This window comes from Aureibaculum sp. 2308TA14-22 (genome assembly GCF_040538665.1).
Taxonomy (GTDB): domain Bacteria; phylum Bacteroidota; class Bacteroidia; order Flavobacteriales; family Flavobacteriaceae; genus Aureibaculum.
Map to the genome: position 1 here is coordinate 2,521,704 of NZ_JBEWXT010000001.1, position 17,048 is coordinate 2,538,751.

13 protein-coding genes are annotated in these 17,048 nt (G+C 32.7%); 3 read left to right on the plus strand and 10 right to left on the minus strand.

The annotated features are described in order from the left end of the window. Positions 1 to 10: 10 nt before the first annotated feature. The 7 genes from U5A88_RS11370 to radC are packed head-to-tail and all read right to left on the minus strand — an operon-like array spanning position 11 to position 6,897. The gene (locus U5A88_RS11370) at positions 11 to 559 is read right to left on the minus strand and encodes a hypothetical protein (protein ID WP_354206513.1); all 549 of its coding nucleotides are present in this window, start codon (positions 557 to 559) and stop codon (positions 11 to 13) included. Between the two features lie 32 nt (positions 560 to 591). Beyond that, positions 592 to 1,278: a YjjG family noncanonical pyrimidine nucleotidase gene (locus tag U5A88_RS11375; protein WP_354206515.1), complete on the minus strand. Its 687-nt coding sequence runs from the start codon at positions 1,276 to 1,278 to the stop codon at positions 592 to 594. A 29-nt stretch (positions 1,279 to 1,307) separates the two neighbouring features. Beyond that, positions 1,308 to 2,750 (minus strand): lipopolysaccharide biosynthesis protein, encoded by a 1,443-nt coding sequence (locus U5A88_RS11380; protein ID WP_354206517.1) that lies wholly within the window; start codon positions 2,748 to 2,750, stop codon positions 1,308 to 1,310. After that, entirely contained in the window at positions 2,728 to 3,945 is a 1,218-nt protein-coding gene (locus U5A88_RS11385) for a glycosyltransferase family 4 protein (RefSeq protein WP_354206519.1), read from the minus strand. The genes U5A88_RS11380 and U5A88_RS11385 overlap by 23 nt, the downstream gene beginning before the upstream one ends. Beyond that, positions 3,942 to 4,823, minus strand: coding sequence for a GNAT family N-acetyltransferase (locus tag U5A88_RS11390; RefSeq protein WP_354206521.1), 882 nt, complete (start codon positions 4,821 to 4,823; stop codon positions 3,942 to 3,944). Before U5A88_RS11390 ends, U5A88_RS11385 begins: the two co-directional genes overlap by 4 nt. A gap of 11 nt (positions 4,824 to 4,834) precedes the next feature. After that, complete coding sequence (locus U5A88_RS11395; RefSeq protein WP_354206523.1) at positions 4,835 to 6,145, minus strand: polysaccharide deacetylase family protein; 1,311 nt, start codon at positions 6,143 to 6,145, stop codon at positions 4,835 to 4,837. A 53-nt stretch (positions 6,146 to 6,198) separates the two neighbouring features. After that, complete coding sequence (gene radC, locus U5A88_RS11400) at positions 6,199 to 6,897, minus strand: RadC family protein (RefSeq protein WP_354206525.1); 699 nt, start codon at positions 6,895 to 6,897, stop codon at positions 6,199 to 6,201. A 70-nt stretch (positions 6,898 to 6,967) separates the two neighbouring features. Between radC and trkA the strand changes: the two genes are divergently transcribed. After that, positions 6,968 to 8,317, plus strand: a complete 1,350-nt coding sequence (gene trkA / locus U5A88_RS11405) for a Trk system potassium transporter TrkA (RefSeq protein ID WP_354206527.1) — start codon at positions 6,968 to 6,970, stop codon at positions 8,315 to 8,317. A 114-nt stretch (positions 8,318 to 8,431) separates the two neighbouring features. Beyond that, positions 8,432 to 9,949: a TrkH family potassium uptake protein gene (locus U5A88_RS11410; protein WP_354206529.1), complete on the plus strand. Its 1,518-nt coding sequence runs from the start codon at positions 8,432 to 8,434 to the stop codon at positions 9,947 to 9,949. A gap of 54 nt (positions 9,950 to 10,003) precedes the next feature. Here the strand turns inward: U5A88_RS11410 and U5A88_RS11415 are convergent, their stop codons facing one another. From U5A88_RS11415 to U5A88_RS11425, 3 genes are all read right to left on the minus strand, one after another. Continuing rightward, a complete protein-coding gene (locus U5A88_RS11415; RefSeq protein ID WP_354206533.1) occupies positions 10,004 to 11,494 on the minus strand; it encodes a RagB/SusD family nutrient uptake outer membrane protein in 1,491 nt (496 codons plus the stop codon). A gap of 4 nt (positions 11,495 to 11,498) precedes the next feature. After that, entirely contained in the window at positions 11,499 to 14,639 is a 3,141-nt protein-coding gene (locus U5A88_RS11420; protein ID WP_354206536.1) for a SusC/RagA family TonB-linked outer membrane protein, read from the minus strand. A 244-nt stretch (positions 14,640 to 14,883) separates the two neighbouring features. Then, on the minus strand, positions 14,884 to 16,419 hold the full coding sequence (locus U5A88_RS11425; protein ID WP_354206538.1) for a helix-turn-helix domain-containing protein: 1,536 nt from the start codon (positions 16,417 to 16,419) through the stop codon (positions 14,884 to 14,886). Between the two features lie 254 nt (positions 16,420 to 16,673). On the opposite strand from U5A88_RS11425, the gene U5A88_RS11430 reads away from it, so the two are divergent. Beyond that, positions 16,674 to 16,997, plus strand: a complete 324-nt coding sequence (locus U5A88_RS11430) for a hypothetical protein (protein ID WP_354206540.1) — start codon at positions 16,674 to 16,676, stop codon at positions 16,995 to 16,997. Positions 16,998 to 17,048: the final 51 nt, after the last annotated feature.

The window sequence follows — 17,048 nt, forward strand, 5'->3', positions numbered from 1 at the left end:
TGAAACCGAATCAATTTATCTTAAATATAAAGTTGGCGAATGACTTTATTGCGAGTTTCATTTCAGTATTTTGCATTAACATACTTGAATCTGAACTGGGTTGTAAATTAATAGTTATTCTTAGTTTTTCGGAAAATTTCAATGACAATAGATCCAAGTCTTCAAAACTTTGAAGATGTATTTGGTTACTATTATTTGGAACGCTTACGATAAAGCTGTTCATTTCGACATCATCTGTATTTAAAAAAGAAAATTCAATATCAAAACCTCTATCAAACGAATTCTCAATTTGAAAGTTGATAGTTGTCTTTACCAAATTATCTTCAAAATATTTAGAATCAAAAATATCTATGGTACTTATGTCTGTTAATATCGGAATCTCAGCACTAGCGTCTGAATTCAAAAACTTGTTTTGGTCTACATTCAGATAAATAAAAGAAGTAGTAAAATTTTGATTGAGTTCAATATTTTTCGCCTGATCAAAATCAACATCACTGGCACATGACATTAAGCCAACAAAAACAAAAATATTTAATAAATAGGTTATATACCTTTTCACATTATCAGTATTATAAGATAAAGATAGTAGTTTTAGAGATACTTCTTAATTTCTAAAAGGTTGGTAATGTTTATAATACCCTTATTATTAGTATTATGATGCTCTTTAAAATGAATAGTTTTCATACCAACCTGTTGAGCACCTAAAATATCAGCTTCATAATTATCGCCAATCATTATACTATTTTTGGCTTCGGTTTCAGCTACTTCTAAAGCATGGTAAAATATTTTTGGATTTGGTTTTTTAACGCCAACACTTTCCGAAGTAATAACTTTGTCGAAAAAATGTAAAATTCCTGACGTACTCATTTTTTTAGTTTGTACTTCTTCAAAACCATTTGTAATAATATGCAACTTATATTTTGGTAGTAAGTAATTTAAAATTTCGGGTGTCCCATCAAAGAGGGAATTGTAGTTTGGTAAATTATCGATATATATCTTACTTAAATAATCTATATCGCTATCAGAAATTTTATATGATAACAAATCGAAAGTATCTTTTAAACGCTTATATCTTAGTATTTTTTTACTTACACGCTCTTCTCTATACAATTTCCAATACCTTAAATTAATGGGTTTGTAATGCATTAAAAACTCATTAATATTTACATTTACATTACGCTCTTCAAAAATAAATTCAAATGCTTTGGCTGAATTGGTTTCGAAATCCCAAAGGGTATGATCCAAATCGAAAAAAATATGTTTTATATGAGAATTCATATCTGGTTTTAAAAATCAAAGATAAAAATTTATACCATGGGCAAATCGACTGACAGTAATTGCTTCTTAAAAAGAAGATAATATGACAAAATGAATAAAAAGCCCATTGCCAACTTTGTAAAAAATTGTAATTGGAATAAATTATCTGTCAAAAAATAAATTAACAGCTGTAAAGTGAGCACGATAACTATTTTGTAATAAAGGTTTTTCTTTGTTTTAAAAGTAGATAAAATTTCCCTATCGTAATAGTGCAACATTGCAATCAGTAAAATATAGGAAAATAAAGTTGCAATGGCAGCCCATTTGTAACCGTATAATCCAACAAAAATAGTTGTTGTAATTATATTTATAACAGCTGCTGCAATAGCAATAAAACTTAATTTTTTATACTTACTTGAAAATTTTAAGCGTAATTCATAAAAATTTGAAAGCCCCTGAAAATAGGCAGCAAAGAAAATAAAAGGCAATATGGTATAACCTACCCTAAACTCCTTACCTAAAAAAAGTGTCGCTATATCTTTAGAAAAAATGCTCAGATAAATAATTACGGGCAATCCGTATATGATAAAGAATTTAATATATTTTCTGATTAATTGTACCGAACTATCAAAGTTTGTTTCTAATTGTTTTAACAGCAATGGGTTAATTGTATTAAAAAAAACCGTTACCAAAGCTACCACAGAAATTTGACCTAATTTATAAATCTGATCATAAATACCAACATCTCCTAAATTACCAAACCAAGCAATGATGTATCTATCACTTGTGGTTATGACCAGTAAACAGATATTTAAAATTAACCCCACAGCACCATAGCTTATCAATTCTTTTAATTTTCCTTTAGATATAAGCTGGTAATTTACGGCGACTTTTGCAGGGTTATAGGCAAATAAGAACAGTAAGACCAAAACATCAAGAACCACTAAACTAGATACCAATGCACTAATGTTATAATTTAGCCAAAAAACCATGATTAGTGCTATTGAAATACTCAAAAAAGCTCTTACCGTTTGAAAAATAGTATAAAATTTTGCCTTACCCTTTAACCTTATCAAAACCATGTAAAACAGAAATAATTGGTTTAAAAGTATTTGAAAAAACGAATAAAAAATTAGTTGTTTAACCAAGTAATTATTTGAAAATCCATACCATATCAATGCTATGAAAACCAAAACCAACATTGAAACGAAATACAACAACCCTAAATTAGAATATAAGTGTTTGAGCTTATTTTCCGATTCATATCTGGAATAGAACCTCCAAATGCATGAACCTATCCAGGAAAACAAAACCATGCCCAAATAGGTAAACGTTATGCTAATAATACCTAAAAAACCATAATCTTCTTTACCAAAATGACGCGTAAATATTGGTGTTTTTGCAAAACCAATTAACAAAGGCACAAATGAGCCTAAAAAATACCAGCTAAAATCTTTAAAAAAAGCCCTGTTATTTGTTTTTCTCCCTGTCATCTAAAGCTTTATTATAAAAACCAATTAAACGGTTTAACTCTAACTCCCATTTATATTTTTGTAAAGTAACTTTCCTTCCATTTTCGCTAAACTCATTATATTTTTGCTTGTTTGTTAGCAGATTTACCATTGCTTCGGCAATTTCATTTGGATTATCAGGGTTAACCGTTACACCGCAATTATCACCTTCAATGTAATTATTTATATGTCCAAAATTACTTCCAATGATGGGCAGTCCAAAGGCCATATATTCAAAAATTTTTATTGGCATTTTAATAGTTAATGCTTTTTTAGGCAACCAAGCTATCAATCCCACTTTACTTGAATTGTAAAAATTGCTAACCGCTTTGTAGTTTACAAAAGGAAACAATTGTACATTGTTTTTCAAATTATTGCTATCGATAAAATTTTGAAGTTTTTGCTTTAAATTTTCAGGAGAATATCTGCCGACAAAGACCAAGGTTATATTGGGAATGGTTTTTTTTGCAATTTTAATAGCTTCAATTATTTTCATAGCACCTCTAGATTCTGTTATACCACCGCAATAAATAAAATCGTATTTCCTTTCAGATAAATCAGTTTGATTGTAGTTTTTGTAAATATCCGTAAAATTATAAATTACCTCAGCCTTATGATTTCCTAATTTTTTTCTAAAATTATCTCTGACAATTTCTTCGTTCGAAATAACCAAATCATAGTTTTTGGCTTTTCTTTTTTCCCAATGATCAATATAACTGGCAAACAGACCTACTAGTTTTTTTATAATTCCTTTTGCTTCGGTAAATGAAACGAAATCTTGGGCGTAAGGTTCCCGTGCGTCGTAAAAAACAACCGGTTTTTGTGGCAGGTTTTTTAATTTTTTGCCAATTCTGTTTATCCAAAGATCGTGAAAATGGTAAACGTCGGCATTTAGTTTACCCGCTAATGTCAATAGTTTCTTATAATTGTTAAACGGGTTTACCCTTTTTATTAAAAAATTAAGGTATCGGTTTTTTGAGAAGGTCTTTACTTTTAGCATTTCATAATTGATGCCTTGTTTGGTAATACCCTTTTCGTTCCTGTCTCTGATTAATAAATAATGTACATCGTATCCTTTCTTTTTGAGTGGAACGGCCATTTTCCAATAGATCCTGTCATCGTATAAATCGTGCTTGTCCGCAAGAAAACAAATTTTAATAGCTGTTTTACCGATCATAAACGATACTTTTTATAATGGTAATACATTTCTTTTTTTGCTCCAAAACTTTTATAAAAAGAGACAATTTCAGGTATCATTGAACCTTCAAAGTCTAATATTATAGGTTGGTTTACATATTTTTCTATAACAAAATCCATCAAAAAAGACATTGCTTGTTTTTTTCTCCCTTCATCATTAAGTGCCGAAAATAAGTAGGTAATTCTGGAGTTGTCTTTTAAAAAAATAGCTCCACCAATTAATTTACCGCTTTTGTTTAAAACTTCATAAACAACTGTTTTGTCCAGTTCACGTGCCTTTGCCACCAACTTTTGCAGGGTTGCGTATTCATGTTCCGTTTTTTTTAAATCCGCTCCTTTGTTGTTTTTAAATAGCTCGATTAGTGCATTTACCGTAGCAGTGGTCTGTATAACCAATTCAAACTTTTGAGCTTGTTTTATACTGCTTTTCCTACCTTTGGAATACTCTTTTTGTAATGATCGATGATTTTCGGTATTTAGCGGCAGTATAAAGTTTTCCCTTAAGTTCACATGTTTACTGGAAAAATTGTTCCCTGAATTTAACATGATGTCGATCAACTTAAATTTTCGGGGTATTTTTTGAATAAAGCTCTCAATCAAATCAGGTTTAATTTTTTCCGTTGAAAATACACCCAACTGTTGTACCCAAGGAGTTAGGTAAATATAATCAACACCTAGTTTTCTACGTCTCGGCAGGGGCATAACCGCGGTGTAATCGTCAAGAGCTAAAACACCCCAATCATCGCAAACGGCATTTAAAAACCAACTGTACCCATAAATGCGGCTATTGATAGAATTAGAAACACAGTTATCGTATTTCGATATATCTATCCGGTTTTTAGTTAAATACCTAATCATGTAACTATGCTTTAAGTTATTGGGCTTAACTTTTTAAACATATCGATATAAATTTTTCTCCAACGCCTCCACCGGTATCTATTGCTTAAGGTGTCGTTATGAAAAAGGGTTATAAAAGTACCATCAACTTTCTTAACCTGCTTTGCTAAATCTATAATTATTTCGAATGATTTTTTGTTCGGTAGTTTTAAGTAATCTTTTAAAGTACCATCCATAACCGCAAATGGATATACTTTTAACGGGGTCTGTATTTCAAATTCTAAATCATAAAAATAAAAGGGTGTACACGTACTAGCCCTAAACCCGTAATGGGCAGCATAGCCCATGGTATAGTCTTCCTTTACCTCTAGATTTATTAAATTCTGATAGGTTTCGGGCAAATAAAACCGCAAATAATGTTGCCTTGATTTTTCAATCGGTCTATTTACTATTGCCTCTAATCGCGACTTTTCTTTTTTCAATTTATTTTCATCTTTAGATGTAAAATAAGAAGGGTGCAAACCAACATTGGCATAATCCGCTACCGATTTTATCAATGATCGGTAGCTCGAATTTCTTGAAGACGTATTTTTATCAAAGGTGGTATAGTCTCCAACCGAAAAGAAAAAAACCGTTTTAATACCATATTGTTTTTGCAAACTTATCAATTCATCAAAAGTGTCGAACGGATCTTTTTTGAACCCTAAAATCACCATGGCCCTATACCACAAATCCAATATCCTAAATTTCGATAAATCCCTTAAATAACCTGCAAACGACCTTATGAGCCCTTTATGCTTAAAGCAATAGGCCAAGTCAACATCAATGGTTGAAATAAATTCAAAATTTCTTCTCTCTAGCTTGGTTGTTGGGTATTTGTCCTTTATTATTTCTTTAAACTTATACGCCCAAATATCTATCAGAGGCTTGTGCAAAAATTGATGTTTGAACGCTAAACTTTCTTCTGCTGGATAACGCTCGTGTTCATCTCGGAGATGTGGTAAATATTCTTCGTATCTACTTAATAAATAAAAGGTTGCCGCAAAAATATCAAATTGTACTGTAGCCTCTTGTCTGGTTTGAAAAAAACACTCAACTCCGTCCCAATTTCCTAATTTAATTTCTACATCATTAATACCTTGCTCAAATAACAAATCAGTACTTCTGATAAATATTTCATTTCCCAGCGGCTGTTTTCCATAGGTAAGTTTTGGTCCCTCATGGGCAATAAAATCTTCAACTTTAGTTGTAAAATCTACTTTAATCTGTAAAATTCTCGTAAAAAAGTGCTTAAAGGTATATGTTAATCTCGGTGTTATTTTTTTAGAAAAAACTAGTAGCATTTTTTGGTTTTCAGTATTCAATTTAGCAATCTACTTGAGGTTTTATAACAAAATCACATCAAATTACTATCTGCAAAGCTAAAGTAATCTTTTTCGGTTATTATTAAATGATCTAGCACTTTTATATCTAAAGTTTTACCTGCTTCTTGTATTTTCTTTGTTAAGTCAATGTCAGCTTTGCTAGGTTTTAAATTACCAGATGGATGGTTATGGCTCAGAATTACGGCAACAGCAGATATTTCCAACGCTTTTTTAAATAACATTCTTACATCTACCAAAGTTCCCGTTATACCACCGCTGCTCAATTTGTTTTTATAGATTATTTTATTGGAATTGTTCAAATAGAGCAACCAAAATTCTTCGTGTTGTATATCTCCAATGATAGGTTGCATAATTTCAAAAACCGCTTTACTACTAGAAATTTTTGGTTTTACCAAGGCTTCTTCCAGCCTTCGTCTTCGTCCAAGCTCCAGTGCCGTAATGATCGTTATGGCTTTAGCCTCTCCAATTCCCTTAAATTGCATTAGGTCGTTTACGGACAATTTTCCTAGTTCGTTCAAATTATTGTTTGCGTAGGTCAATATGCGTTTGGAAAGATCAACCGCACTCTCTTGCCTGTTTCCTGAACCTATTAATATAGCGACCAATTCAGCATCAGATAATGAATCCCTACCCTTAATCAATAGTTTTTCCCTTGGCCTGTCGTCTTCTTTCCAACTTTTAATCGACGATGGTTTTTGTTCGCTGTTCATTAAATAAAATTTCTTTAAAGATATAAAAGAAAAAACAATACTTTTGTTACTTCTTTTAATATATTGGACAATGAGAATTATTATTGCAGGGGCTGGGGAAGTTGGATTTCATTTGGCTAAGTTACTTTCTTTCGAGGCTCATGATATTACACTTATCGATGAAAAAAGGGATCGATTAAATTATGCCGATCTACGTTTGGACATAAAGGTTCTTAAAGGGAATGCCACATCAATTAGAATTCTAAAACAAGCCGATGTAAAACATACGGACCTAGTTATTGCGGTAACTTCAAATGAAACCGTAAACATAACCATAAGTGTACTTGCCAAAAGGTTAGGTGCCAAACAAACTATTGCCAGGGTAAGCAATTCTGAATTTATAGATAACAAAAATGAAATCAATTTTTCTGAATTTGGTATTGATGAACTGATTTCCACCGAAGAATTGGCTACTTCAGAAATAAAAATGTTATTGAATCAGGCAGCTTTTAACCACATGCACGAGTTTGAAGATGGTCAATTAAGTTTGTTGGGCATTATATTATCTAAAACTGCACCCTTTGTGGGCATGTCGGTTAAAGAAGCGGCGGCAACCTTTCCCGAGGTTCATTTTATGCCAATTACCATACAAAAAAATAATTCGAATTCAAGTATTATTCCTAGGGGCGATACCGTATTTAAAAGTGGGGACCTTGCATTTTTCATAACGGTTAAAAAGGGTGTAAACGATCTGTACAAACTGACCGGAAAAACCAAAGAACCTGTAAAAAACGTTATGATTTTAGGCGGTAGTTCGGTTGGGAGAAGAACAGCAAAACAGCTATGCCACCAACACTTAAACGTAAAAATAATTGAAAAAAATAAAGACAGAGCATTAGAATTAGCCGACAGGTTACCAAATGCGTTAGTTGTGCACGGCGATGGTAGGGACGTTGAACTACTTCAAGAGGAAAGCATAAAAAACATGGATGTTTTCATTGGAGCAACTGATAGTTCAGAGGCAAATATTATGTCATGTCTCATCGCCAAATCAAAAGGAGTAAAGAAAACTATTGCATTGGCCGAAATTGTAGATTATTCTAAATTGTCGCACTCCATTGGCATACATAGTATTATCAACAAAAAATTATTGGCAGCAAACAGTATTTTCAAACATGTAAGAAAAGGGGATGTACTCGAAATTGCCACACTGAACAATCTTGATGTGGAAATTATGGAATTTAGGGTACGCAAAGGCTCTAAAATTACCACTAAGATCATACGTGATTTAAATTTTCCGAGAGAAGCCACTATTGGCGGTGTAATTAGAGACGGGGTTGGAATGATCGCTTTAGGTGATTTTCAAATTCAAGCCAATGACAAGGTGGTTGTTAGCTGTCTGTCCGATATTCTTAGCAAGGTCGAAAAGTTTTTCGCTTAAGAAAAGCTCCATCCGTAATTGAAAAAAACAATAACGACCCCTAAGGGAAGGTAAAATAAGGAAAATGAAAAGTGCCCTCTTTGTGAAATTATTTGGAAAAATTTAAGAATAGTAATGAAAAATTTAAACATAAAAATCATTTTTCAAATGATGGGGTTTCTCCTCATTTTTAATGGGCTTTTTATGTTGGTTTCAGCTGTTATAAGTTATTTCTATAAGGATGGAGCTACCCAAGGGATATTCTTTGCAGGTATAATCACAATATTGGCCGGTGTAATTTCTAGGTTTACCACCAAAAATTTCAAGAAAAAAATCAACAAGCAAGAGGGCTATATTATTGTTACTTTAGGTTGGGTTTTAATGTCACTTTCTGGCTCTTTGCCATATCTTTTTTCGGAATCCATTCCCTCATTTACCAATGCTTTTTTTGAAACAATTTCTGGCTATACTACAACAGGTGCTTCCATTTTAGATGATATAGAAAGTATGCCCGAAGGAATACTTTTTTGGAGAAGTACGACTCATTGGATTGGAGGTATGGGTATTATCGTATTGACCATTGCCGTTTTACCTTTATTGGGTATAGGTGGAATGCAACTTTTTGCAGCTGAAGCCCCTGGGCCTTCAGCTGACAAACTACATCCTAGAATTACTGACACCGCAAAACGGTTATGGTATATCTACTTAGGACTTACGGTTGCTGAAGCAGTACTATTAAAATTTGCAGGCATGAGTGTTTTTGATGCAGCTAATCATGCTATGAGTACGTTATCAACTGGAGGGTTTTCTACCAAAAATGCCAGTATTGCTCACTGGAACGATCAACCGATTATACAATACATAATAACTATTTTTATGATTATTGCAGGTACAAATTTTGTATTGAGTTATTTTGCATTTACGGGAAAAATAAAAAATATAATAAGAGACGAAGAATTTAAAACCTATATGTTTAACGTTATAGGAATAGGGCTTATAGTTGGTTTGATAGTTTATTTTAGAGCAGACGTATCCAAAGTTGCTACTGAAACCCAATTGATTGCTCACCCTATGGTTAATGGCGAGCTGGAAAGTGCTTTTAGACATGCTTTCTTTCAAGTAGCTGCTATTATTACCACTACAGGTTTCGTTACGGCAGATTTTACGGTTTGGACTCCCTTTTTAACTACGTTGTTTTTTATATTAATGTTTTTTGGAGCTTCTGCTGGTTCAACATCTGGTGGTGTTAAATTCGTTCGGCACATCATAATGATTAAAAATGGCATAATAGAGTTTAAGCGTTCTATGCACCCAAGTGCTATTATACCAGTTCGTTACAATGGTAAAACTGTATCGCAAGATATTGTTTTCAATATCATGGCCTTTTTTATTTTATACCTTATTTTATTTGCACTTGGTGCGATAGTGTTCGGTATTATGGGGCTAGATTTTGTTACTGCACTTGGTGGTTCTGCATCTTCCTTAGGTAATGTAGGCCCTGCATTTGGTCAATTGAGTCCTGTCAGCAATTTTAACGTTTTACCTACAGCTGGTAAATGGTGGTCTGCATTTTTAATGCTATTAGGAAGACTTGAATTATTTACAGTATTGATTTTATTTACTCCGTACTTTTGGAAAACAGGTAAGTTTTAAACAAAAAATCCACCTTAAATTAATAAGATGGATTTTATAAAATTGGGAAGGTTTTTATTGTGGGTTTTGCACCATATTAGGATTAGCATCTAGCTCTTCACGCGGTATCAACCACTCCCAACGTATATCGCCCGCCGGAATTTCCAAGTTATTATCTGCTAACGCCGCATTATGGTTTGCACCTGTTCTATCCAAGGGTAAATTCAGTCTTTTTAAATCTAAAAATCTAAAACCTTCACCCCAAAGTTCAATTCTTCTCTGAATCATAATCTCATCGATTAATGCTTGTCCTGTATTTGTTGACAAGGTATAGGCATCATCTCTGGTTGTAACCAAATCAAATAAAGCTTGAGCAGCTGCTCCATCATTTCCATTTCTTGCCTGAGCTTCAGCCTCTATTAAATACATTTCAGCAGCTCTCATATGTGGCACATCCATACTACTATCACCATTACTTGAAGCCAAAAACTTTTGATTGGTATACGGTCTTCTTTGATGAGCATCTAACAATGATTTACCAGATGGTAAATTCAAATGTTCTCCTGTAGGATCCCACAGACCTTTTCTTACATCGGTATCTGAAATCATATCGTATAACGTTGAGTTTATAGACCTAGGATTGCCACGAATAGCGGATGAGCTAAAGTTTCTAGAAATATAAGCACCATAAGTACCAAACCCATCATTCTGGTCTGATTGAACTTGACTGGCCCACATAAACTCGGGGTTACTTTCAGATGAACTTTGAAACCCTAAAGCATAGGTTGCTTGATCCATCAAACTAAAATCAGCTCTCGCTTCTTGAGCCATTTGAATAGCAGTAGTCCAATTGCCCATCGTTAAAGCTACTCTAGCTTTTACACCTTTTGCTACCGCTTGATTGATATGAGACTTATTAGCTCTTGATAACCCTTCTAAGGCAGTAATAGCAGCATCTAAATCATTGTTGATTTCTGTATACACCTCTTCAACCGTATTTCTAGCCAACTGTTCTTCAAGCTCACTTTTCTTATAAGGAACACCTAATTGAGAGTTTCCACCGCCCGGAACATATCTTCCTCCATAAGTTTGTACCAATTGATAGTGAGACCAAGCTCTATAAACCAATGCCTGACCCAAAATTTCATTTTTCTCTTCATCAGGACCTTCGGCATTTGCAATACCATTAATTAACACATTTGCATTCGCAATAATTATATAATAGGATCTCCAAGGGAATTCAGCATAAAAGTCTGTATCACTCCTACCTGCCGTCCATTTATACACTCTATTGTGCCATTGTTCTCTGTGAACTACTTGATCTTCACCTAGTAAATCCATATGAATATATATACCACCAATTCCACAGTTACCCTGAATTGAATTCCAACGGGTATATAATGATCTATGGATTCCGTTGACTACCGATTTTGCCGTGGCTGTGGTAGCTACAGCTTCGCTAGCGGCAACTTGATCGGTAGGAACCGTTTCTAAAAAATCTTCCTTACAAGAATTAAGAACAAAAATTCCTAATGCCAGTATCATAATAAACTTTACTTTTTTCATTCTTTTATAATTTTAAATTTAAACCAAATGAGACTATCCTTGAGGGAGTAAATACATTTGAGGTATTACCATTAAACTGTTGCTGAACATTAAGCCCTTTACGAGCATTAATAGAAAAAATATTTTCTGCAGTGGCATATAATCTTAAATAAGATAAGCCAATCTTTTCCGCTACATCAGCATTAAAGGTATAAGCAAGATTTGCTTGTCTTAAATTCAAGTTTGATGCGTCCGTTAACCATCTATCCGAAGTGGCATCCCACTGTGATGCAGAAGAAGCATCCATTCTTGGTACATTGGTAATATCTCCCGGTTGTTGCCAACGGTCTAAAATATCAATATGTTTTGCCTCGCCATAAGTTCCTGCACTCATAATTCCTGCATAATTTAAATCTAAGGTTTCACCACCTATCTGATATGTAAACAATGTTGACAAAGAGAAATTCTTATACTTAAATTCATTGGTTATAGCTCCTGTTAAATCAGGAATGGCAGAACCAGCATAATGAAATTTAGCATTACTGGAAGCGGTTGTTACCGCTACACCATCTACTGTTCTAACATTAGATGCTGTTGGATCATCGGCCACGTAAAGGCCTGCCCCGTCACTAGGATCAACACCATACCAATCTCTCAACCAATAATCAAATAAGCCTTTACCAACTTGCAGTTTTTTAGTACCGTTGATAATTTCTCCTTGTGGCAATTCTGTAAATTCATTTTGAATTGTAGCTGCGTTTATATTGATATTCCAAGAAAAATTTTCGCTCTTAATAATATCGGCTGACAAACTAACTTCAATACCTCTATTGAATAACGTACCAATATTTTGTAGTTTGCTATCCGCTCCGTCAGAAAAAGCAACCGGAACATTAAATATCAAGTTTTGTGACTCTTTATTGTAATATTCTACAGAACCCCTAATCCTATTGAACAAACCAAACTCTAACGCAACATCAAAATTTGCACTTGTTTCCCATTCTAAATCTGGTGCTCCTAAGCTAGATCTTATAATACCAGGTTCAGACTGATTATTATTATCTAAGGCAAAAGTTGCTTGTGCTGGGTAATAATCAGCTACTAAAACTCCTCCAACCGTTTTTAATATCCGACTGTTCCCTAATTCACCATAAGAAGCTCTTAATTTCAATTGATTTATCCATGATACATCACTTATAAAATTTTCTCTATCTATACTCCAAGAACCACCTAAAGACCAAAATGTACCCCACCTTTTTTCATCTGTAAAACGTGATGAACCGTCAGTACGGATAGAACTGCTTAAAAAATATTTATTATCATAATTATAGTTAAGTCTTCCAAAATAACTATCATCGGTAGCTTCATCTCGTTGAGATACAAGATCAGTTGTTTCTACAAAATTGATTAGCTCTAAATTTCCTGCAGCAATTTGCGTTCTACGGGTTCCATTCAAATCATCTATCTCTAATCGTTGACTTTCATGACCACCTAACACTTCAAAGTTATGTACCTCATTAAAAGTCTTTGTGTAATTTAATAATTGATTAAAACCAACTGTTCTGGTTCTAACAAATTGTCTAAACCCTAAACCAGTAGGTGCACCATCTCCAATTATTGTATTCCAGAAAAAGGTATTATAAAAATTATCTTCTTCATAACTTAGATTTGTTCTCAAGGTTAAGCCCTCAGCTAAAGTTATGTCAGCATAGGTTTTTAAATTGATATTTGTTATTTCATCAAAGTCAACATCTAATTGTCTTTCTAAAACAACATGTCTACCAGTACTTGCACCACTTGGTCTATTGTCGTTTAAATCAAATTTTCTGTTTCCGTTTTCATCGAGTACGAATGCCCCTGTAACTGGATCATGTTCGTAAATAGGATAAATAGGTCCCATTTGTCTCGTAAATCTAAAAGCATTTCTAAAGCTGGTGTTACCACCCAAATTACTTTGGTTACTATCCGACTTACCACCCGCAAAGTTACCTCCTACTTTTAACCATTTTTTTGCTTGATAATTTACATTGACCCTAGCCGTAAATCTTTCAAAATCAGATTTTGTTATATAACCTTCTTCATCTAAATAACCAAAAGATGCAAAATAATCAGCATTTTCAGTTCTTCCTTGATAACTAATGTCGGCTGTTCTTCTAATACCTGTTCTGGTTATAGCACCTTCCCAATCAAAATCATTATATAATAATGATGCATTTGGGTTTAATTGCCCGTTAGTTCCAACTATCTGATCATTTGGAACATTGTAAGGGTTATAACCTAATATCCCAAAAATACCATCACTAGCCGCTTGATTTGCTGCATCTAAATCAGCCTGGCTACTTACACCTGGTATTGCGGAAGTATTTCTTAAGGCTTCCCACATCACCGGATAATAATCATCGGCATCAATTCTGTCATATTCTGGAATAGATCTATCCACAATACTTGTTGATATATTTACCGAAAGTTCTCCTCTACCAGTTTTACCTTTCTTAGTGGTAACCAATACCACACCATTTGTTGCTTTGTTTCCATACAACGCTGTTGAAGAAGCATCTTTTAAAATGGTAATGTTATCAATATCATTAGGATTAATGCTTGATAAATTACCGTTGATAGGAATACCATCAACTACATACAATGGTGCGTTGGTTGCTGTAAAAGAACCAAAACCCCTAATTCTAATGCTTTGGCCCGCACCTGGTTGACCACTTGCCGTGGCAATAACTCCCGGAGAAGCACCTTCAATAGCAGTAGACAAGTTTGTAATTGACCTTTTTTCAATGTCTTCCGTTTTTATTTGAGTAACAGCACCCGTTAGTGCCTCTTTACTTGAAGTACCATACGCAACTACAACAACTTCTTCTAACAAATTATCAGATTTCATTATTACATTGATAGTGCTAGATGAACCAACGGCAACCTCTTGGGTAGCCATACCCACAAAGCTAAAAACAAGAATGTCTCCTGTATTTGCTTCAATGGAGTAGTTACCATCAAAATCGGTATCGGTACCAGATGTGGTACCCTTAATAATAATACTTACTCCTGGTAATGGGCCAGAATCATCCGTTACCTTACCAGTGATTGTTCTTTCTTGAGCATAAAGCAGGGAACCGCTAAACATTACAAGAAAGAAACATAAATTGTAAAACTTACATTTCATAAATTGAATATTTGAGTTAATAAAAATTTAAAGAATGCCAAACAAAAAAGAATCAGGAAAAACAATTAATTCAAATAATCTTCTTACACATGAAAACAAAGTTTAGTGGATTCTTTATTTTTTTAAGAAGTAAGTTATCCATCGACTTTATGTTCAGCATTCAGTGACAAATGAAGTTAAAATGTTAAATTTTGAAGGAAAGGCTTATAATATTTTTCTTAGCCGAAGTAGTATTACCTGAAATTTACTTTGAAAACTGAATTTGCTTTTTTTCGTTAACATTGTTAATGAATTGTGAAGGTGTAATTCCGGTTTCTTCTTTAAAAGCTTTGTTGAATGTAACTTTATTATTATAACCAACATCATAAGCTACATCGATAATATTTAAACTATTATTACTATCGCTCTTAAATATCTCTAAGGCTTCTTGAATTCTAAACTTATTAATCAGGTTAAAAAAGTTCATATTGAAGTGTTCGTTAATAACTTGAGAAGCACTATGCCTGTTCGTTCCCAACTGTTCTGACAGAATTTCTAGATTAATATTATTTATTTTATAGATTTTTTCTTCGTGTAATAATTTTAATAACTGTTCTTTTAACTCTTGCGACAAACTTTCTGTAAGTCCGGATTTTTTATATTTATTAAAAAACAATTCACCTTTATAGTTAAGATGTTTCTTATTAAAAATATCTGGTTGAACATAAGCTTTATAGCCTACAAATAATATAAAAACAGACATTGAAATTAATTGCGGATAAATCAAATAATTTACATAGGTAAATAAAGCCAAAATTGCTACATAGAATATATGCGAAAGCACATACGCTAAATTTAAAGTCGCAATATACCCTTTCCAATTGCTTATAGTTTCTCCATATAATTTGCTCTTCTTATCTTTAACATACATTCTGTAAATTAAAACTCCATAAATTAAAAGCGATAAGACTTTTATAATTAACAAAAATTTAAGCATTGTTGGATCAAAAGCTTTTTCTCTATTTAATAATAGATGTAATTTTTCATCGGACGAGAGCAGATAATACCTAGTAAAGTAAGCAAAAAAGAAAATAAACGGCAACAAATGAAGTGCGTCTTTAAGTTTAAATTTATAGCCTTTAGTTACTCGCTTAAAATAAAAGTATAGTAATGGACCATATAAAAAATTAAAAGTGATTGTGGCATGAGCCGAATGCGGAACCAAGAACATCACATTTGTAATAAAAATACATACATGTAGTATAAAAAGTGAGCCAAGTAGTATGAACAGACTTATCAGTAAATTGGCAATACGATCAGAATTTTTCTTAAAATTTAGTATTAAAGCTAAAAATATGCCTATTAACCCTACGTAAAAATATAAAACAAACCAGAAATTAAACATAGGTTTAAATTTCTTATCTAGAGTTTTAAATGCTTGCTCACCTCTTATTTTATCAAAGGAATTGTCATTAAGCACATTTATGTTATGAGACTTTTTTATATACTTTTCAAGATAATTGCTTGCTTTTTCCGCATTGTTTAAATGACTGTAGCTAATTGCTAATATTTTTAAGTCTTCTTTGGATAAATCTGAATCCGTATTTTTGATTCTACTATAGGTGTCAATTATTTTTTGAGCATTTTGTTCATTAGCGGATGCTTGATTATAACCAAAATATAAACTATCTATCAATTTTTTCTCTTTTAAAAAGCCAGAATTCTGATCTACAGAATTAGAAGAAAAACTACTGATATAAACGAACAAAAACAATATTTTAACCACCTTTACTATGGTCATAAGACAAGATCGATTATTTGAATTATTATTAGTTAGCTTAAAATTAGGCGTAAAAATTGCATTATCTGTTAATAGTTCGTTAAAAAAAGTCTTAAAACGTAAGTGCCGATAATATTTTACTACTTACATGAATTAGACTTACCTATTAATGTTAATTTCTTGTTTATAAGTTACAAATTCTTAAATAGTTGAACTGTAATTAATTAGTAATTTTAACGTTAAAGGAATAGTCAATCTCCCAATATTAAAAAATCATGATATTATTTTCCCGATTTTTAATTCCAAAAAACTATACGGGTTTAGCCATATATCCGTTTATTTTTTTAAAAAATAAATCATTATCCAATAACTGGGTACTAATTAATCATGAACGCATCCATTTAAAACAACAATTGGAGCTACTTTGGGTATTCTTTTTTATCTGGTACACTACTGAGTTCTTACTTCGATTAATTTGGTTAAGGAACTGGAACGAAGCTTACAAGAATATAAGTTTTGAAAAAGAAGCTTATGAAAACGAAGGGAATCCCAATTACCTCAACCAAAGAAAATTTTGGTCTTTTTTAAATTATTTATAGAAACGTAATTTTCTTATCACTTACAATTATAAAATTCTCAATACTTTAATC